The organism is Brevibacillus centrosporus, from assembly GCF_003710815.1.
Taxonomy (GTDB): Bacteria; Bacillota; Bacilli; order Brevibacillales; family Brevibacillaceae; genus Brevibacillus; species Brevibacillus centrosporus.
On the sequence record NZ_RHHP01000024.1, the window covers coordinates 1 to 19726 of the forward strand.

The window sequence follows — 19726 nt, forward strand, 5'->3', positions numbered from 1 at the left end:
TTTCAGACAGCCACTGTTGATCGAGGAAAAGAATTTGCCTGTTATGAACGCTTGGAATCAGCACATGACCTAGACATCTACTTTGCCGATCCGTACTCTTCATGGCAGCGCGGCACCAACGAGAATGCCAACGGACTTCTCCGTGAATTCTTCCCCAAAGGAAAAGACTTCGCAGAGGTCTCTGAGGAAGAGTTAGTTCATGCCTTGCACCTCATTAACAGTCGGCCGAGAAAATGTTTGGGCTGGAAAACGGCTCACGAATCATTTATGGAAGCTCTGTCGCACTTGGCTTGACAATTCGTCATATGAAAAGAGATGGTTATTGTAATGTGCTACAACAGCGGAAAAAGCAGGCGGGCTCCTTGATCGAGAATGCGCTGTGAAAGCGGACGATGTTGTACATCCTCTATACTTAACTGTACCGAATCAGTGAGATCGCGCTCGAATTGCTTCATGAGTTCTCGTGCAACATCGTCACTGTATAAGATTTCGCAAACTTCATAATTCAGACGATGACTTCTCAGGTCATAGTTTGCTGAGCCCACTTCGGCAATCTCCTCATCGATAATCATTACCTTCGCATGTAACATACCTTTTTCGTATAGATAGATATGGACCCCGGCTTCCAGTAGTTCACCGAAATAGGTACGGCTTGCAGCGCCCACGATCAGAGTTGAAAGATCCGTTTGACTAGGAACCAGCAGTCTTACTCGCACACCGCGTGCCACAGCTGTTTTTATCGCCATGATGATATCTTCATCGGGCACAAAGTAGGGGGTAGTGATATCAATGCTTTTGGTCGCTTGTGTCAGGCAAATGAAGGAAACCTCCCGGATGATTGGAGTAGGAATTCCAGGATTGCCTTCAAACGTCTGCACATAGGCTTTCTGCAATGCCCCTTTGTTCGGAGCCTTGTCAATACTGGTTCCATCCATCGTGCCCAATTCAGCGCCCCATTCTGCCAACCATCCGGAAAGAACTGGTCTGTCGGTTAAAGTAATGTTCTCTGAATGTGTACCTTCATTTTTTGTGTACCTGTGTGTCCTCGTTTTCATCTGTTCCGGAGAAGCGATATTCCAATGGGCGTCAAAGATAGTCTGTAAATCGAGGGCAGCTTCACCTTCGATTCGCAAATGGGTGTCACGCCAGAACCCTACGTTCGGCTTCAATCCGGTATACTCATACCCGACATTAATCCCTCCTGTAAAGGCTTCTTTTCCGTCGATCGTGACGATCTTACAATGATCCCGGTAATTCCAATTGGACAATATCCAAGGGAGGCGCGCTGGAAAAAACGTCCGGCATTCAATCCCTGCATCCATCATTCGTTTGATCTGAAATCGCGGGAATTTTCGACTCCCTAAGCCATCTCTCACAAAACGAACTTGTACACCGGCCGCTGCACGTTCAATCAGCAGATTTGTGATGCGATGACCAATTTGGTCATCACGGTAAATGTAATATTCCAGATCAATCGCTTTTTGTGCGTTTTGTATGGATTCCATAAGTTTTTCATAGGTTTCAATGCCGTTGGTAAGCACCTGGACTTGGCCTGTCCGAAGGCCATGCACGGTGAAATGCCGCAAAGCATGATCGATGACCAAGGCTGAGCGGCTGAATGAATCAGGCAACTTGTCCGACTTATTGTGCGGAGACGTCAGTCTTTCTCGACGAATGCACACTGGATTCGTTGTGCTAAGATAGAGTCCGAAACCGATAACAGGCAAAATGAGGCAGATGGTTAGCCAAATTAAAGCTTTGGCCGGCCTGCGCACCTCGCGAATCGCAACTATTAACATAAAGAACGTATTTAATAGGTACAACCAAAGAAACCACATCAACTAAAATCCCTCCCTTGTTCATCCATAACATGTGCTAAATCTGACATGTGTATGCGCTTGGGTTTTACAGATTATGCACTCAGAGGTATTCATCTGTTACAATCAATCAGATATATTGAAAGTTGCTGAAGCAATCGGTCAGTAAAATGTGCTAGTGTCCTCCCTGATATGCCACTACTTCAATAGTATCCTCTCCTACTACACTTCTAAGTTCCGACTTTCTTTTAGTAAGTGGAACTTCGTGTGTTTTACCTGTGTATTTGTATATTTTTTTCATTAAAGTTATACTGGTCTTTCTCCACCAGCATCTTTAGCTGCAAAATACGCTTTATATGGGTTAAAACTATATCCCTGAAGTCGGAAATCCCGGAAGAGATGAATAGTGGCTGATCGATGCCGGCATGCCTGGATTTTCCGACTACATCTCCGAAGTGGGGAAAAAAGCGAATCCATCGGCCAAACCGAAAGCAATTGTACTGACGCATGCGTATTTCGATCATATTGACTCGCTCGAGGGTTTGTTGAAGATGTGGGTCATCCCTGTGTAAGCCCATCAGAAGGAGCTGCCCTTCCTTACCGGAAAAGAAGATTACCCGGAACCTGTTAGATTTACAATAAAAAAGCCAGTCAAACACATTGTTTTTCGTGCTTTCCCTGACTTTCTGGATACTAGTCCTCATTTATAATGCTAAAAAAATAGTCCAAGATCATCGGATCAAATTGTGTACCCCGTCCTTCTTCCATGATCTTCAAAGCCACATTTTTCGGTAGAGCATCCCGATAGGCTCGATCAGAAGTTAATGCGTCCCACACATCACATACCGCGATAATGCGCGCCTGTAACCCAATTTCGTCCCCTTTGATTCCATAAGGGTAACCTTTTCCATCTAAGCGTTCGTGGTGATGAAGAACACCGTCTAATACCCGATCTCCATAAGGAATGTCTTTCATAATTAAAGCACCAAGCATGGGGTGTTGCTTCATAATGTCATATTCGTACGTAGTTAACTTATCTTGTTTATTCAGAAGTGCTTCTGGAATTCCGATCTTGCCAATATCATGAACGAGGGCTGCCCACTTCAAATAAATGACTGTCCATTCATCTAATCCCATGCGCTCACCAATACGAGTAGCCAATCCACTTACTCGATAACAGTGACCACTGGTGTACGAATCCCTGATCTCGATAGCTTGGGCCAACGCTCTAACCATTCCCCAACCAAAATCACGGCCTTGCCTCATGTGGTGCTCAATTTGATCCCTTTGATTTTTTAGCTCTTTATTTTGTCTAATAATTTCGTCACGCTGCAGTATAATTTTCGTGTTCTGTTCTTCTACAACCTGCTTTTCGGAAAGGAGTTCTTCCTTTTGCCGATTAAGTGATGAAAACAATTTTCCCACCAAGAAGCCAAGTACAATATAAAAACACATCCTAGTAAACCATTGAGAGAATAACTGGTCAACACCACTGGATACATGATCAGGCAACAAAGGGCCACCTACAATACCTACGATTAACCCTACAACGACACCACCAGATGCTCCCCAAAAATAGGCACTTAAAATAATCGTAAAGTAGAAAAAGTTAATGGTTGCGTTTACTCCATTGGTCATATAGGCAATCAACCAAAAACCAATCACTAAACATGTAATTAATCCGAATTTATACGCACTACGCAAGCTGCTTATCATATAGGTACACCTCAACCCAAAATATAACTATTTGCAGATCATATACCCATGTATGATATAAACCAAACATTATTCTTATAAGAATACTAGGTATAACAGATGGACTTGGTTCGGTCTTACTTACGGAAAACAAGTAGTAAACGAAAATAGGATTTAAATGATTATTTCCGTATAAGGCCGAAGAAATGCACCTCCAACTGTTAGGTGTGTCTAACAATTGGGGTGGAGTTCAACACTTTATTATCGTGTGTTGACTGGCTTTTTGTACGGCAGGATTGAATAGTCTAGAACTAATTTTTTTAGGTAAGAGCTTTTCTAATGCAGAATTTCCGTTAAATCAACTAAGTCAGTCTAATACTTTATCATCCTTGAACAGTTGATACTTTGAACGCGTCGGTCAGCCTGTTTTACTGCTTGACCTTTTTTTATTTATGGAGTCATCCCCCCTTCTTGCTTTTTTGAACAATTGTCTTATGTAACACGTTAACGTAATTCTCAACTGTCAAAAAGCATGCTTAATGACTTCATTTTTTCCTTACTCTTTTTGACATACTTGTACGTAATCCATGGGAACGAATGATTGTACTATTGTACGGACTCTGTTGTGCTGTTCAAGGATAATTATTCGCTTTTCTTATAAAATTTTATTCGGTTACCCATAGTCAAAATAGTATCACCCCTAGATGGAATAAAAGAAGTCCCGATGATCATTAATTCCATCATCGGGACTAAACTAAGCAGCTTCATACTTTTTTACTGGTTTCACAGTTCTTTTTACGTAACATCAAAGTGACAAACTTCATTACTCAGTTACAGACTATATTTTATTGTGACAAAGTCTATTATTTTGTGACTGACATTATTATCTCTGGACAACTGTGAGTTATATTTAATATTGTCATAAAAACTGATCGTAAAATATACATTTTATAATAATATCTCGACACATTTTATACTATAAATCAACACTCGACATTAATTTTATAATTATAATTGTCATTTTGGTTAAATACCCCAAAAGCTGACCAATTTCAGAACAAGTGATTTGGCCAAGCATATTACTAGATATTCATTTCTTCCTTAATTATGCTGTACATTTTGCGGTATTTGCTATGGTTAAAAATGTTATAACTTAATCCCATTTTCGAGTAAACTGCTTTCACTGTGACTTTTTCACCTGCCATGATTAGCTTATCGCGAGCAGTTCTTATTAAAGCCATGATAGATTCATTCTTTTTCTGATCTTGATAAATCTTACTTAATCTTATTTGCTCAGAAATCCACTGGTAAAGCAGAGGGAAATTTTTTCTTATGAATTTGCGGGAGCGACCTAAATATTTGTATATATCTTTGGAATAAATTGGTTCCCCCTTTTCATTCATCAATTTAACATATTCACTTGCCGCATCCACTAGCTTAACTTGTTCTTGCTGTAGATTACTCTCTCTTTGGTCCTGATTAATCTCTTTTGCTGTAACATTTATCCCGTGGTACCTAATGGTGCCTTCACTCAAGTCAAGTGTATGAGCAAGTTCCTTAACAGTCACTCCAACATTATTTTGCACCATTTCATCAATGGATAGCTTTGCTTCCCTGTGTCTCTTTGCCTTTTGTACAACCGATTGTTTTCTTTTTGAAGATTCCTTTATCAAAAGAGCCTTAAATTCTCTCGATGCATAATAGTAATAAAAAGTAACTTGGTCCCAATTAAATAACCTACGCGCAACATTATACATATATTGAGCGTTTCTAGCACAATTTTTTATTTCGTCAAAGTTTTCAACAATTAAATTCCTTTGGGATTTTGGCCTGTAAAATGAAACATAGTGGTCAGATAGCAATTCGTGATAAAGAAGATAGCCAAAAATTTCATTTGCCCTATGAACTCCTAATTTTAGTTCCTCTCTTATTTTTTCTCTAGTTAGACCTAATTCTAAGAAATTTAATACCTCACTTATCACTTGTATTTCATTTGCAATATTTCCCCACTGATTAGTATACCTACTAAACCCGTAACGCATAAAACAACTGGAGCATATCCAGGCTGATGAGTATCTGTGTTTATACTTTAAATGATGTCCATCCCCAGATAATTCTATTATCATTTTTCGTGTACCACCGTCAGAACACCAAGGTGTCAAACAAAAACCAGGTTCCTTCTCTTGTATCTGCGCTTGAAATGATTGAATATAACTAGATTGAACCATAATATTTACGAATCTCTCTACAGATAAATGCTCGGTCCGCAATACATGAAATAGATCAGCAATAAATACCTTTTGAAATCGAGTCCTATCACATACTAATCCAGTAAAGTTTCGTACTTTATCACGAGATAGACTTTTCACAGAACTCCATTTTAACTTTGGTTGTTGTCCTTGAGCTACAAATAACAATTTTATTGCTAATGTTTTTTCCTTTGTTAATCCGTCAATCTCCTTCTCTGTAACCAATTCCGTTGTAGGATGCAATATATATCTCCAATTTTCATACTTTTGCAACTGATCCATAATGAAGACTTCATTATTAACTACCTCTTCATTCTCCGTTTTAAGTGCGGTTTGGCAATAGTAGCACTCACAGAAAGCAAGCGATTTTGATATATAGGGTTGCTCTCTTAAGCAATTATTACACAGGGACTTTAGACTGACATGGTGTATATCACATATTTCAATTTCACGGACTTGCCAAATTAACTTAAAAAAACCTTTTTCTTTTAAGCACTTTGGGCAAAATCTCCGCTTTTCCTTTATGATATGATTTTTCATAAAGTAGTTATAAACTTGGGTTACTGATTCATGATTATTAAAGAACTTCTTGATTAATGGATAAAACGTCATATCTTCAATTTGGCTATTTGATGTACACAACAACTTTGCCAATGTAGAAGCGTTTATAACCTCATGTGGAAAAATATCCAACTTATATCCAAATATATTTTGAACTTTAGATTTCGGTCCAGTGTTAACTAATTTCCATATTTCTAGAAAGCTTATTTCATTTCTAACTGCAATTCGACACAAATATGAGGTCAATGATTCTTCCCACTTGGGTTGCGGTCGAATCGTAAGCATTTCCTCCACATCAAGCACTCCTTATCAATAAGCTTATTAGTTTCGTTGGGTAATATATAAAAACCCTTAAAATGTTTATTTTAAAGGTTCAGATAACACATCCCTCCCTTGCTGAATGTATCCTTTCAGCAAGGGGTTGTCGATTCTATAAATTTCCCTCTACATCCAATTAAATAGCAGTGCAGCCTTACCAGGCTGTTGCTGTTCAATTTCTCTAAAAGCACTCCACAGTCTTCATTCTGGTGAATCTTCTGATTTACGGACACACAAATTGAAGACCCCTGAACTAGAAATGTGAGCAACTACTATACCTTCTCGATCACGCTTATGAATATGTTCTCAATGTCATTTAAGTTCTACATCTTCAATCATGCTGATGAGAGCTGTCGGTTTGGGAAAACCAATCATCGTTTTCCCTTCGCTTTCGTAAACCGTTATTTAGCATGGCAAAAAGTAGCCGACTAATTCGTTTCTACTAAGTACTCTGGCTGCTTCAAATGGATTGCATACTTCAAGAACGCGATAAGGCATTTTGTAGCTCTCGATCCCCTTCTTCAGCAGTTTTGCTGTAAGGTCAAACTGCCAGAGGATGCCGAAATTATGCTCTTTTAGATTTTTCTCGAGCAATGTGATTACTTCATCGATTGATTTGTCAGTTGTCACCGTGTAATGAAAATCCATATCCATCCACCTCAACGATATCATTCACAATGGATGTCAAGGTTACTCCTCTGCACTTTTGATTTCCACCTCAAAGATTCCAAACAATGCTAATGTTTTTTCAAGCACCCTCCGCATCTTTTCAAATTGGCCTTCACTAACTTTTTCTGTCATCGTGATAAATATCTCCCCTCTTGACCCTGTAAATCGAACAAGATCCAGTCTAGAATCTTGCGGGAAAGGATTTTCGTAGCCTAGCCGCATTGTTTGTAACAGTAATTGAATGGCGGTAATTCCTGGGGCTTTGACAGAAGTTAGATTTTGATATTCGATTTGTACGGGAACTGGCTCATTATTCCGAATCAAGTAAATGGTATAATGCTCTGCCGAAGGATTGCTTTCCTCACATGCTACACGAGATGCGTCCTGTACTGAAATATCTTGAATGATCACTTTTACCTCTTCTGTTTCATGGAACCCTTCCAGGCGGTATAGTTCTTACCCACTTATGGAGAGGAACAAGAGCGTTGGATTGTTCTTGACTCGAAAATCATTGGTACGTTTCGCATCGAGCTCGACATAAACTGTTTCCGTCTCCAACTCTGGGAAAGAACTACGTATTTCTTGTAAAACCTCTCCCATAGACCTTCCCATCGGACAAGCTGTTAGCGTAAGCAAGATAATCTTTTTCACAGTTTCACTCAATGTAACTGAGCCTCCTTTTGGCAAACAGGTATTGTAAACCAAAAGGTATGTATATCTTCATTTGATTGAAACCCAACTTTCCCACCATGAAGCTCAACAATTTCCTTTACAATGGCCAATCCAAGACCTGCTCCTCCGGTTTCGCGATTACGGGATGGGTCAATCCGATAGAATCGCTCAAACAAAAATTCTGCATGTTCAGCCGTAATTGGTCTTCCTTGATTGGTTACAAATACCTGATATTGATCCTTCTCCCTCTTCCCTTCCACTCGAATCCATCCAGCGGCATTATGTTCAATTGCGTTTTTTAAAACATTTATCAAAGCTTGTGTAATACCATCCTCAGCTCCTTCAATTTGCTGATCCTGAAGATGACAGGAATAGCTTATCCCTCTATTTTGTAACTCCAGTTCAAAGGTTTTCAAAGCATTTACAATGACCTTTTCCATAGAAAGCGGTGTCAACTTTTTTCCTGACTGCCTCTTGCCTTCCCAAATATTCAACTCGTGGATTTGTTCGACCAAACGGGCGATCCGCATTGTTTCATCGTGTAGAGAAGAATACAGATCGGGGGTTCCTTTCAATATCCCTCCGCTTAGCGCTTCTAGATATCCAATCACATTGGTGAGCGGAGTTCGCAATTCGTGGGCCAGATCGCCAAGCATTTTCGTTCGTAATGCCTCACCGCGTCTCATTTTGTCTACTAAGTATTGAAAGTCGCCTGTCAACTGTCCTACTTCGTCTTGTGTTTTGGAGTGAAGTGGTTCAGGATATCGTCCACTCGCTAACATCCGTGCTGACTTGCTCAGTTGCTTGATCGGATAAAGAACTTTCTTCACGATCGCATAGTGGAGAAAGCCGGAAACACAAATCGCCAGTATGCTTGTTCCCAATAAGTAATAATGCATCGTCTCGCTGAATTCCAATTTCTTTTCCTGATCGATGGCATCCAACTGATTCACGAGATAACATGCAAAGTCTTTTACGGATACGGCCGCAAGCCAGATTGCGATACCCAAGACAAGTGCATTGACGGCGATCATCTTCCAAAGAATGTTAATACGAAACAAACCGATACCCCATTCCTCGAATGGTTTCGATCAATTCACCTTTGCCATCCCATTTCAGCTTCTCTCTAAGCTTGCCGATGTGGACATCGATGGTTCGATCGATAACGACTTTCTCTTGATTCGGGTACAACTCATGAATGAGTTGCTCCCTCGATAGGACCTGGTTGGGATGCTGCATGAGAAAATACAATAGTTTGCACTCATGCTGTGTTAACGAGATCGGTTGACCACGATAATGCACTTCAGCTCGATGAGGTTTTAACGTGATCCCCCGATAAGTGATTTTGCTGCATCGCTGGGCAGTTCTTCGCAATACCGTTTCGACTCTGGTGACGAGTTCTTTCGGACTGAATGGCTTTGTCACATAATCGTCAGCGCCCATCTCCAAGCCTTTGATCCGGTCCTTTTCCTCTACTTTTGCAGTAAGCATGATGATGGGAATATCGGCTTTGAGGTCTTCGCGTATCCAACTGCATACCTGTTCCCCGCTAATCTTGGGAAGCATTAAATCCAGAATGACAAAACAGGGGTCGTATCGCATGAACTTGTTTTGAGCGTCTTCACCGTCCTGGGCTTCCCACACTTCATACCCTTCATTCTCCAGATACACTTTTACCAGCTTTCTGATCTTTTCGTCGTCTTCCACAATGAGAATGGATTTTCCTTTGTTGTTCATCTCTTGCCTCCCCAGATTTAATCAATGGAAGACATCAGTTTATCCATCATTTCTTTATCCATGGGACCTATGATTTTTTCTTGAATGACGCCTTTTGAATCGATAATATAGCTTGTCGGAATGGAAACAACCTGATATGTGTCGGCAACCTTGTTGTCCACATCGAGAACGACAGGGAAGCTGAGACCGAACTCTTTAATAAAGGCGGATACTTTTTCTTTGTTATCGGATTGTGTAAGATTTACCGCAAGAACGGCAATATTATCTTCCTTTTGCTCCTCGTAGAAAGCCTGCATATCCGGCATTTCGGCTCTGCATGGGGGACACCAGGTTGCCCATAGATTGACAATTAGCTTTTTCCCTCTGAAGTCAGATAGTTTCATTTTCGTGCCATCCAGTGTTCGCAGCTCGAAATCCGGAGCTATGTTCCCTTTTTTGATGCCCACTGTGGCTTCTTTCTGTTTTTCTCCTTGCTCGCCCCCTGTGGACATACCAGAGTTTGCCGGCGAATGACTAATATCGTAAATCCCCCATGCAATCAGAGCGAGCATTGCCATTATCGCAAGTATGTTTTTCATTGAACAGTCCCCCTAAAAGGAAAATGGAGTAAATGCGGCAAGCCATGCGCTGATTTTTTGAAATTGACCGGTGAACAACAATAATCCCAACGATAGTAAGATCCAACCATTGATTTTATTAAGTAACGGTAGAAACGCATTGATTTTTTTTACGATGGAAATGGAGTAGGTAACAGCGATTGAAATCATCAGAAAAGGGATGCCCAATCCAAGGGAGTAGATCAGCAGCATAAACATTCCCTGATACATCGTTTGAGAAGCGCCAGCGAGCAGCAATATCGAAGACAATGCTAGTCCAACACAGGGGGTCCAACCCGCCCCAAACGCAATTCCCATTAGAAACGGTCTCCACTTATTTTCTAAGTTGCCTCCGGATACATCCAAACGTTTCTCGGACATCAGCAGACGAATGTTCAAAAATCCGATCATTTGCATTCCGAAGAGAATAATCAGTAACCCGCTAATTTTTTCGATGATGGCTCGATTATCCGTCAAGAGTTGCCCAATCATGCTAGCGGAAGCTCCCATCAGCACAAAAACGATACTGAATCCCGTGATAAATCCGACTGATCGTTGCATGACTACTTTACTGGTCACATACATTCTATTGTCTTTCACACTAGATCCGGTTAAATTCGCCACATATGCCGGAAGCAAAGGAAAAATGCATGGTGAAAAAAAGGATAGAAGCCCAGCAGCAAATGCAAACAGTACCGACATGTTTTCCAATACAATGCCCCCTTCGTATGAGATCAATTTATAGTTGGAATGTTAAGTTTCTTTAAAGTACTTCAATTTTTCCAAAATGAGGTCTGCCAGCAAACAAGAAATGCCAAGCAGCAAATATAGCAGCTGCTCCTTGGAAAGACCTATCATGTATGCCGCTGAATCCTTGAAAAACAGGACAAAAATCTGGCCTATGTTAAACCATAACAACAATTGAATCCATCCATTTCTTCGGGTGTTGTAGGAAATACTGTTATGAATCCACAGATAGCAGACACCAGAAAGAATGGATTGGAGCAGATGATAAAGATCGTTTTCCTCATATAGAACCAGATGCTGGACATGAAAGGTTCCCCATGCCGCCAGCAAACCAATTGAGGTCAGGTAAATAACTTTGTTTAGTGGAATCTGTCGCTTTCTTAGCTGAACCCACACATAAAGTGCCGCTCCCACTCCAGCAAGCACCATCCCTCTGCTTCCACCGGAAAAATAAAGAATGGAAAGCGGATTCTCTACTGCCTTTAAGGGGTGAAAAAGCACATAACTAAATTTCCATAATACGAAGGCAAGCAGAGCCATGCCGCTTACAATTTCTGTGATTGCTTGGATTTGATCTTTATTGTCTTTGCCACGTAGTCGAATAACCAGATATCCTACCAGACCCGACAACACGTAAATGAGGACGCTGGTTTTCACTTGAAATGGACCTAATTGAATTACATCAACCATTTTTTCCCTCCTAACCTGTTCGCAGTATAGGCATCATTTGTAAAGAATGAATAAAGAAAGCCTATTCTTTAGAAAGGATAGGCTTCATGTTCGTGCTAATTCTATATCGGCATTCATTGACTACGATTTTTTTGGACAATGAGAATGTAATGGGATTCGGTAGGATAGTCTCGTGTTATGACTTCAAACCCTTCTTTTTTCATCTGCTCTTCCAATTCATCAGAGGCAATCCGGTGATGTAATGGCGGCCCCTGTTCTGTTGTTTTCTTTCCCCATTCCAAACAGAAGCTGGTGCCACCGGGCATTAACACCCTATGGGTCTCTTGGAGCCCCTTCGCTAATGTTTCAACTTCGTGGAGAACAAGTGATGTAATCACATTTCGCACAGCTTCATTTGGCAAAGGTATGTCTTCGATTATGCCTTCTACATACGTCACATTCTCCAGGCCCTCTCTTTGCACCTTTTCTTGTAATAAAGACAAAATTTGAGGTTCCATGTCTAAAGCATAGACGGTTCCGCTTGTTAAGTGAGCAGTAGGAATCGTGAAAGAACTTTCGTTGAAAATCCAATCTTATTACTTTTGTATCTTTCCCTTCCAGGACATAATTCCACCTTGAAGATTTATCAGGTTGGAATATCCCCTTTTTGCCAAAACACGAGCAGCCTGTTTGCTCCTCATGCCACTCTGGCAATAGAGATATAGGGGTTTGTCTTTTGGAAGGGCATTAATACGTGCTGATAATTGGGAAAGGGGTACATTGACCGCCCCTGGAATGAAGCCATTTTTATATTCATTTGGTTCCCGTACGTCCATAATATATTTAGGGGTACGCTGATCTAGCTCATCTTTAAATTGTTGCGCGCTTATATTCTTTAGTCCCTTTACTGGTGCTAATCTCGAAAACAAAAAATAAGCAATCAAAGCAAACAAGATAATTTGAATAATCGATGTGAAGTCCAAAAAGTCTCCTCCTTAATTCTTTATCTGCTTTTTACCAGAAGTTCAACAGCTTCTGTTACCAGCTTAGAGGTGTCCCCACCTTTGCTTTGTTCCTCCTCTAGGCATTTCACCAAATTAACTGCTACGATGACTGCTATCGCTTTATCTGCAGCACTTCTTACGGCTGATAATTGAGCAACCACATCTTTGCAATCTTTTTGTTCTTCCATCATCCGGAGAATTCCCTTCACTTGGCCCTCTAATCGTCTCAAACGTTTTTTTACATCATCGGTATATTCCATTGTTTCCTTCCTCCATTCGTTCATTTCTTAAGTTATACAGCAATTCCGTTCAACGTTTTGCAAAACCATAGGTTAAATCATGTCCATTTAAATGAACAAGTTTACCTTCGCATGATTCGCATCACCGAGGTAGGCGGCAACACCTGCATATTCAAGGCCGTCAAGCAATTCTTCTTTTTGTAGCCCCAATAAATCCATCGTCATTGTACATGCCACCAATTTAACTCCCTGCTCCTGTGCCAATTCAATTAGTTGGGGTAAGGTCAAAGCATTATGTTTTTTTATAACGTGTTTAATCATTTGTTTCCCCATTCCCCCAAAATTCATTTTGGAAAGGGCTAACTTATCTGCCCCCCGAGGCATCATCCAACCAAACATCTTCTCCAATCGCCCTTTTTTTACATTTACATCTTGATCCTTTCGAAAGGCATTAAGTCCCCAAAACGTTGCAAAAATGGTTACCTCATGATCATAAGCCGCAGCTCCGTTTGCGATAATAAAGGCTGCCATGGCTTTATCATAATCACCGCTAAATAATACGATTGTTGTTTTTTCTTTCATGTTTTCCATTGAAATACCTCTCCCTGTTCGTGGTTGTCATAAATTTTGATTCAATAGTTATTAACATGATTAATCTTATTTTTTACCCATACCCCTATAGGTATACTATCTGTAAGTGACTTGTTTGTCAAGTGCGGCAGTTAGTTTATAGCTGCCACTTAACACCTGGTTTCATATTGAGATGCAGGCAATCATAAATAAAACAGCGTAGGTTAGGATGAAACTAATCTTACGCTGCCTTTTCTATCTATAAATTATTTTCTGTTGTGATTTTAGTATCTGCACATCAACTTTATTTTTGTTCTACGGATCGAAATTGAAGATAAGTTCCTGCTACTAAAGATAATAAGATAATCCCCACAGAAGTCCATTGGGCTGCAGTCCAGTGAAACAAATATCTAGGGGAATCCCCACGAAGCATTTCTAACAAAAATCTCCCAATGTTATAAAAGATATTGTAAGCAAGGAAAAGAAAACCCTGTTTTAATTTCTTCCGAAGCAAAATCATAAGCAAAGCAAAAATGAGTATGTCCATTTGTCCTTCCCATACTTCGGCCGGCCACAGAGGTTGATCTCCGAAAGTAGCTCTGGCATTTGTACCTTCTGGATACAAAATACCAAAATTACTGCCTGTTGGGTCTCCAAAAGCATCCCCATTCATCAGGTTTGCATCACGACCGATACTTTGAGCAAGTATCAGTCCTGGCGCACATAAATCGGCCAGTTCCCAAAATGAAAGACCATGCTTTCTTACATACCATATCCCGACCAAAATGGCACCAACGATTCCTCCCTGAATAGACAGTCCGCCGTGCCATATCGCGATGATCTCTTCAGGGTGTTTGGAATAAAACTCCCACTCGAAGAAGAAAACGGTCCAGAATCTTGAACCAATAATAGCCCCGATCATCATAGGTACAATCAGATTCATCAGATGATCTGCTAAATGTTCTTTCTTTTGCAGTTTTGCTAAGGTGATCGTAACGCCAACACCTAGGATAATCGCTAATACAAACAAAAGACTGTAGGAGCGGATGGGAAAAGAACCTATGTATGTAATATATTGATGCAATACAATCACACTTCTTTCATAAGTTAGTAATTCAAAAGAATCATATCTTGCCTTAGCGGTATATTACTACGAATGTTCTAAGCGGTAAAATCAAATTCTGCAATACTCCATAAATCGATAGTTAATCGAGCAATCGTTTCAAAGAAAACAACGACAGACCAGAAAATGAGCTAACATCCTAGTCTGCCGCTGCCTTATGTCACTACTCAAACATCATACTCTTACATTCTCATTGTTTCAAAGTTCATACCCACTCTTTCCTTTTCGAGTGTGGGAAAATAAGTGTTAGTTTTAATCGGCAGCTCTTGCATCTGCTTTTGTTTGGTGTACAGTACCATGAGGATGTTCAGGAGGCGCATAGATTACATAAACTTTGAGTGGTGTATTGCCCATATTGGTTATATTGTGCCACTTTCCGGCAGGGATCATGATGGCATAATCATCAATTGCCATTTGTTGAAAATCTAATCGCTCCCTGCTGTCACCCATTTGTACAAGCGCTTGACCTTCTTCAATCCTTATGAATTGATCGGTGTTAGGATGGACTTCTAAACCGATGTCATCTCCAACATTAATACTCATTAAGGTTACTTGGAAATGTTTACCTGTCCATAATGCTGTGCGAAATGTATTGTTTTGTTTCGAGGCTTGCTCGATATTTACTACAAATGGTCTTGGTCCATAATCTGTTAATGGAATATTCCCATGACTGGAACTCCAATTATGATAATTTATATGGTAATAATAGGGGTGCCAGTGGTGATGACCCCAATTGTTGGGATTCCAGCTGATTTGCATTGGATAGTACGAATGGTAGGTACAACATGACTCACGATACATATACATTCTCCTCTCATGATTTCGTTGTTTGCCTTTTATCCTTTTTATCCTATGCGGTTGCCTACATGAAGGATTGCAAAATGGTTAATAATAGGCAAATGCCTGTGCTTAGCGCTTCAAAGGAATATGGTTAGGCACTCGCATAAAAAACCAAGCAATCCATCAATCGGATTGCTTGGTTTTTCCTAAATCCTAGTTAAGACCTTTATAAAATTGAGGTCCATATTTTTATCGCTGTCATGGCAATCAATACGACTAAGCCGTAACGAAGCACTTTCACGTTTATTTTGGAACTTATACGAGAGCCGATTGGTGCACCAATTACACTCCCTATGACAGTAAATAAAGTAGGGAACAAGGGAATATGCCCGGCCGTGATTTTACCGAGAACCCCTCCAATTGCAGAAATAAAGACAATCGCTAAGGAAGAAGCGATGGTTACTCTAGTTGGGATTTTAAGCAGTGTCAGCATGATTGGAATTAAAATAAATGCCCCTCCTGCTCCCACGATTCCGGATACGATACCTACTAGAAAGGCAGAAACGACAGCGATGGCCTTATTAAAATGAATCTCATCTTGATTTGTGTCGTGTCTGCCCTTACTCGGTAACAGCATGAGCACAACTGCAATAATTGCCAAGATTCCATAAACGAGGTTAATCGTGTCGCCAGACAAATACTTGGAACTCACACCACCGACAATGCTGCCTATCAAAATACTTGCCCCCATATAAATCACGAGGCTTTTGTGAATGAACGATCCATTTGATAATCGATTTTTCTTTTTATAGGAAAGTACACCAGCCAACGAAGCAAAAAAAACTTGGAACATACTGATCGCAGAAACTTCTTGTGCCGAAAAATCAGCCACACCCAATATCGAGGGTACGAACAATAAAAGCGGATAGTTAATAATGGCTCCGCCAATCCCCAATAAGCCGGAAAAAAACGAACCGATAAGCCCTAGGACCAGCATCACTAGACCAAGGAACAACAATTCCATCATATCCTCCTTATGACTTGTGCCATGCACACCAAACAAAAACTGGATCTATTCGAATCGCGAAAAGATGGATATAATAATGCCAAGTAATTAAATCGGAAAAGGCAGGTATCAATCATGTTATCTTTCTTGAGGAATTTGCTTTCCGAGTTTTGTCCTAAATGCAATCAACCACTGCAAGCTTCACATGCAGACATATGTTGTATAAAAGCTTGCCCCGATGGGCATTTCAAAGAAGAAACCTATTGCCATCTTGGTGTGCGAGTCATTCATTATGACTTGAAATAAGCGAACACCTTATACGTGTTCGCTTATTGTTTGTCCCTTACTGCTTTTTGACGTAGAACGTAAATACACCATTCTCTTCTACATAATGAACGAGCTCATGGTTGGTCTGTTTGACCCACGCCTGAAAATCATTCACAGACCCTTTATCGGTTGAAACAACTTCCATGATTTGTCCTGGTTCCAAATTGTCCAGGGCTTTCTTTGCTTTTACGATCGGCATCGGGCATGCCATTCCTTTTGTGTCCACTGTGATATCTGCTTGCATGTAAATCAACTCCTTCTCCTCTTATTGGTCATGAACAGCACAACGATTAGGGCCAATCTCCATCTCTCGTTGCTCTTCTTCCGACGGATTGATTTTTCCCATATTGGTTTGACGGATCTCTTGGTAAGCATTCGGTTGAGGAGGCAAGTTTTCCGTTACGGTTCTACGGAACTCAGCCTCGTCCGTAATGTTCAAACCCGGATTGTCCTGATACAAGTCTCCCAGTCGAGCGGCTACCTTGCCGCCTTCGCCCAACTCTGTCACTTTTCCGAAGTGGGCCGGAAGCACAATCAGATCGTTGGAGAGTTCCTTAAAGCGTGTATAAAGCGTAGTGCGAAGATCTCCTACCCAATCCTCTGCTTTCCCCGCAAGATCCGGACGTCCAATGGATGTGATAAACAAAATATCTCCGGTAAGCAGGTATTGATCATCCACGATCAAAGACGTGCTTCCGATCGTATGCCCAGGGGAGTATACAGGTTGGATGTTAATTTTCGATTTTCCGACTTCAATTTCTTTCCCATCCTCTAGGGACTCATAAGAAAAGGTCACTTCCGTTGCGTCTTTTGGTGGAAGCCAATAGGTTGCTCCCTCTTTTGCCGCCAGCTGCCTTCCCCCAGAAATGTGGTCGGCATGAAGATGTGTATCGATGGTATGGGCAATTTTCACATTTTTTTCTCTGGCGAATTGCTCAAAAACGTCTGTCATCCTCAAGGTATCAACCACAGCGGCTTCTCCATTTGAGAGTACCATATAGGATAGGCACCCTTTTCCGATTCGCACAAACTGATAGAGCGAACCCCCGTCTTTCAAGTCACCGACCTTCACAGGCTCCAAGTGCTCACTCCAAGCTTTCATTCCACCTTCGAGGTAACTGACATTTGTTCTGCCAGCTTCCACAATCTGTTCGGCGACAAATACAGATGACCCTTCCTTCGCGCAAACCACAAGTAACGGTTTGTTTTCAGGGATCTTATCCAGAGCTGAATCTACGCCATCAATCAGGTCAAAATACGGAATATTGATGATCTCAATGCCCTTGCCTTCAATTTTCCAATCACTAAATTCAGTTTCATTTCGCACGTCAAGAATAAACAGTTCCTTGTGATGGAAGACAATCCGTGCCAGCTCATGTGAAGTCATTTTTGTTAGACCAGTTGTCGCATTCATGAATGTTTCGATCCTCCTATTAGAACGTAAGCGAAATATTGGCGTCTTTTGCAAAATCAAGGAACGTAACCGCGCCTCCCACGTCAATGCCCTCGATAAAGTCTTCCCTTTTCAAATTCATAACGTCCATGGTCATCTGGCAAGCGATGATTTTGACTCCCATTTGCTGGGCCATGTCGACTAACTCAGGTATCGAGGGCACATTGGCATTTTTAAAGCCTTCTGCGAAATGCTCTCTGCCAGCTGGCATCGGCAGCTGTTGATATGCTTGTTTGTGAATCAGATTAAGACCCTCGAACGTAAAGAAGATGGCTACTTCCGCATCTGTTGCAGCAGAGGCCGTTGCGATATTAAATACCTTGTAAGCGTCAAATAATCCACCGTTGCTTGCGATGATTGCTACTTTTGTTGCCATTTGTATACCCTCCATCTTATTTATTGGTTATTTTCGGTGGCGCCTGTCCAACCGGACATACCAGGCAATACATTTTTCACTTTTGTAAAGCCTTTCTCAGCTAAAAGCTGACATGCCATATCACTTCGAGTCCCCGTACGGCAAATCACGTGGATCTCTTCATCCGTATTTAGCTCATTGATGCGTTCCTCTAACTCGCCCAATGGGATCGATTTTGCTCCTGGCACACGTTGGAATGCATATTCTGCTGGTTCGCGGACGTCTAAAATGGTTATCTTCTCATTCGCATTGATCTTTGCTTGCAGCTCATCGTTCGAGATGGTGTGAGGGAATTTATTTTCCTCTTTGGCCTCGCTTGGACTTGCCTTGCGAAGGTAATGCTTTAGTACATCCCCTTCTTCTACGGTTCCCAAGTATTGATGCCCGGTATTTTTGGCCCAACCTTGCATGTCCGCCAGCGAGCCTTTATCTGTAGCCTGTACTTCAATGACCTGACCTGATTGCATTTCCTCAATTGCTTTTTTCGTTTTCACAATCGGCATTGGACATGCCAAGCCTTTGCAATCCAAGGTTTTATCCGCTTTAATGGATGATGGTGAAGTCATGTTTACATACCTCCATAGTTTCTCTTACATGTAGGTTTCCAATGCTGCGTTTCGATTGCAGCTCAAAATCTGGAATTTATAGAACCTTGTTTGAGTGTGAGTTTTAAAATAACCATTCAACTCATTGTCCATAAGTATTTCCAAACTGTTGTGTTAAGATTAGTAATTGAGTTATAAAATACATATACTAGTATAGGTATTTATCTGGCCAAAATTAGGTAATTTCATTGCAAATAGCACTGGAGAAATTTGTACTGTCCCTTGCTTCGACCATGTCGTAGAAACCAATTACCATAAACCCCTTTCTTCTCAGGTACAACATGACGTAATTTCGGCTAACTATACTCTCAGCGACTACAATCACTTTTTTGGCGGTTATTTCATATATATACCTTTGCAAATAGGCATGCGGTATATTGATCGCCCCAATGGTGATTTGTATGAAACATTGTAGTCTCTTGCATCAATGACTACGTTATCCGAAGGGAGATTTTGAAGGGAAGTGATTTCAGG

Annotated in this window: 23 protein-coding genes and 1 pseudogene; 2 read left to right on the top strand and 22 right to left on the bottom strand. The window is 41.0% G+C overall.

The annotated features are described in order from the left end of the window. A partial coding sequence (locus EDM55_RS18945) for an IS30 family transposase (protein ID WP_122961077.1) occupies window positions 1-294 on the top strand: 294 nt, incomplete at its 5' end. Between the two features lie 38 nt (window positions 295-332). Here the strand turns inward: EDM55_RS18945 and EDM55_RS18950 are convergent. Beyond that, entirely contained in the window at window positions 333-1841 is a 1509-nt protein-coding gene (locus EDM55_RS18950) for a phospholipase D-like domain-containing protein (RefSeq protein ID WP_092277507.1), read from the bottom strand. 389 nt (window positions 1842-2230) lie between these two features. Here EDM55_RS18950 and EDM55_RS31310 point away from each other — a divergent pair, with 389 nt between their 5' ends. Further along, entirely contained in the window at window positions 2231-2389 is a 159-nt protein-coding gene (locus tag EDM55_RS31310; protein ID WP_258957979.1) for an MBL fold metallo-hydrolase, read from the top strand. A gap of 121 nt (window positions 2390-2510) precedes the next feature. On the opposite strand, the gene EDM55_RS18960 is transcribed toward EDM55_RS31310, so the two are convergent. The 21 genes and pseudogenes from EDM55_RS18960 to EDM55_RS19060 form a co-directional block, all read right to left on the bottom strand. Continuing rightward, a complete protein-coding gene (locus EDM55_RS18960; RefSeq protein ID WP_122961079.1) occupies window positions 2511-3533 on the bottom strand; it encodes an HD-GYP domain-containing protein in 1023 nt (340 codons plus the stop codon). A 1061-nt stretch (window positions 3534-4594) separates the two neighbouring features. Next, the gene (locus EDM55_RS18965) at window positions 4595-6607 is read right to left on the bottom strand and encodes a TniQ family protein (protein ID WP_246071116.1); all 2013 of its coding nucleotides are present in this window, start codon (window positions 6605-6607) and stop codon (window positions 4595-4597) included. Window positions 6608-6952: 345 nt separating this feature from the next. After that, window positions 6953-7288: pseudogene (locus EDM55_RS18970) on the bottom strand (DUF302 domain-containing protein). Window positions 7289-7330: 42 nt separating this feature from the next. After that, complete coding sequence (locus EDM55_RS18975; RefSeq protein WP_122961081.1) at window positions 7331-7720, bottom strand: hypothetical protein; 390 nt, start codon at window positions 7718-7720, stop codon at window positions 7331-7333. 45 nt (window positions 7721-7765) lie between these two features. Beyond that, complete coding sequence (locus EDM55_RS18980) at window positions 7766-7972, bottom strand: hypothetical protein (RefSeq protein WP_122961082.1); 207 nt, start codon at window positions 7970-7972, stop codon at window positions 7766-7768. Beyond that, window positions 7969-9015: a sensor histidine kinase gene (locus EDM55_RS18985; protein WP_373863371.1), complete on the bottom strand. Its 1047-nt coding sequence runs from the start codon at window positions 9013-9015 to the stop codon at window positions 7969-7971. The genes EDM55_RS18980 and EDM55_RS18985 overlap by 4 nt, the downstream gene beginning before the upstream one ends. Window positions 9016-9028: 13 nt before the next feature. Then, complete coding sequence (locus EDM55_RS18990; protein WP_122961084.1) at window positions 9029-9718, bottom strand: response regulator; 690 nt, start codon at window positions 9716-9718, stop codon at window positions 9029-9031. Window positions 9719-9735: 17 nt separating this feature from the next. Further along, window positions 9736-10296 carry a peroxiredoxin family protein gene (locus tag EDM55_RS18995; protein ID WP_122961085.1) on the bottom strand — a complete coding sequence of 187 codons (561 nt, stop codon included), beginning with the start codon at window positions 10294-10296 and terminating at the stop codon, window positions 9736-9738. 12 nt (window positions 10297-10308) lie between these two features. Then, window positions 10309-11016, bottom strand: a complete 708-nt coding sequence (locus EDM55_RS19000; RefSeq protein ID WP_122961111.1) for a cytochrome c biogenesis CcdA family protein — start codon at window positions 11014-11016, stop codon at window positions 10309-10311. A gap of 51 nt (window positions 11017-11067) precedes the next feature. Beyond that, complete coding sequence (locus EDM55_RS19005) at window positions 11068-11751, bottom strand: prolipoprotein diacylglyceryl transferase (RefSeq protein ID WP_122961086.1); 684 nt, start codon at window positions 11749-11751, stop codon at window positions 11068-11070. A gap of 113 nt (window positions 11752-11864) precedes the next feature. Continuing rightward, entirely contained in the window at window positions 11865-12317 is a 453-nt protein-coding gene (locus EDM55_RS19010) for a class I SAM-dependent methyltransferase (protein WP_307723965.1), read from the bottom strand. A 9-nt stretch (window positions 12318-12326) separates the two neighbouring features. Beyond that, window positions 12327-12713 carry a rhodanese-like domain-containing protein gene (locus EDM55_RS19015; protein WP_122961088.1) on the bottom strand — a complete coding sequence of 129 codons (387 nt, stop codon included), beginning with the start codon at window positions 12711-12713 and terminating at the stop codon, window positions 12327-12329. Between the two features lie 20 nt (window positions 12714-12733). Continuing rightward, on the bottom strand, window positions 12734-12994 hold the full coding sequence (locus EDM55_RS19020; RefSeq protein WP_122961089.1) for a metal-sensitive transcriptional regulator: 261 nt from the start codon (window positions 12992-12994) through the stop codon (window positions 12734-12736). An 87-nt stretch (window positions 12995-13081) separates the two neighbouring features. Next, window positions 13082-13564, bottom strand: coding sequence for a DsrE/DsrF/DrsH-like family protein (locus EDM55_RS19025; RefSeq protein WP_122961090.1), 483 nt, complete (start codon window positions 13562-13564; stop codon window positions 13082-13084). A 283-nt stretch (window positions 13565-13847) separates the two neighbouring features. Continuing rightward, window positions 13848-14627 carry a prolipoprotein diacylglyceryl transferase gene (gene lgt, locus EDM55_RS19030; RefSeq protein WP_122961091.1) on the bottom strand — a complete coding sequence of 260 codons (780 nt, stop codon included), beginning with the start codon at window positions 14625-14627 and terminating at the stop codon, window positions 13848-13850. Between the two features lie 291 nt (window positions 14628-14918). Then, complete coding sequence (locus EDM55_RS19035; RefSeq protein ID WP_122961092.1) at window positions 14919-15467, bottom strand: cupin domain-containing protein; 549 nt, start codon at window positions 15465-15467, stop codon at window positions 14919-14921. A 205-nt stretch (window positions 15468-15672) separates the two neighbouring features. Continuing rightward, on the bottom strand, window positions 15673-16470 hold the full coding sequence (locus EDM55_RS19040) for a sulfite exporter TauE/SafE family protein (RefSeq protein ID WP_122961093.1): 798 nt from the start codon (window positions 16468-16470) through the stop codon (window positions 15673-15675). 325 nt (window positions 16471-16795) lie between these two features. Beyond that, the gene (locus tag EDM55_RS19045; protein WP_122961094.1) at window positions 16796-17023 is read right to left on the bottom strand and encodes a sulfurtransferase TusA family protein; all 228 of its coding nucleotides are present in this window, start codon (window positions 17021-17023) and stop codon (window positions 16796-16798) included. Window positions 17024-17044: 21 nt separating this feature from the next. Next, entirely contained in the window at window positions 17045-18166 is a 1122-nt protein-coding gene (locus EDM55_RS19050; protein ID WP_373863372.1) for an MBL fold metallo-hydrolase, read from the bottom strand. 46 nt (window positions 18167-18212) lie between these two features. Continuing rightward, window positions 18213-18608 carry a DsrE/DsrF/DrsH-like family protein gene (locus tag EDM55_RS19055; protein ID WP_122961096.1) on the bottom strand — a complete coding sequence of 132 codons (396 nt, stop codon included), beginning with the start codon at window positions 18606-18608 and terminating at the stop codon, window positions 18213-18215. 20 nt (window positions 18609-18628) lie between these two features. Then, on the bottom strand, window positions 18629-19213 hold the full coding sequence (locus EDM55_RS19060; protein ID WP_122961097.1) for a sulfurtransferase TusA family protein: 585 nt from the start codon (window positions 19211-19213) through the stop codon (window positions 18629-18631). Window positions 19214-19726 lie beyond the last annotated feature (513 nt).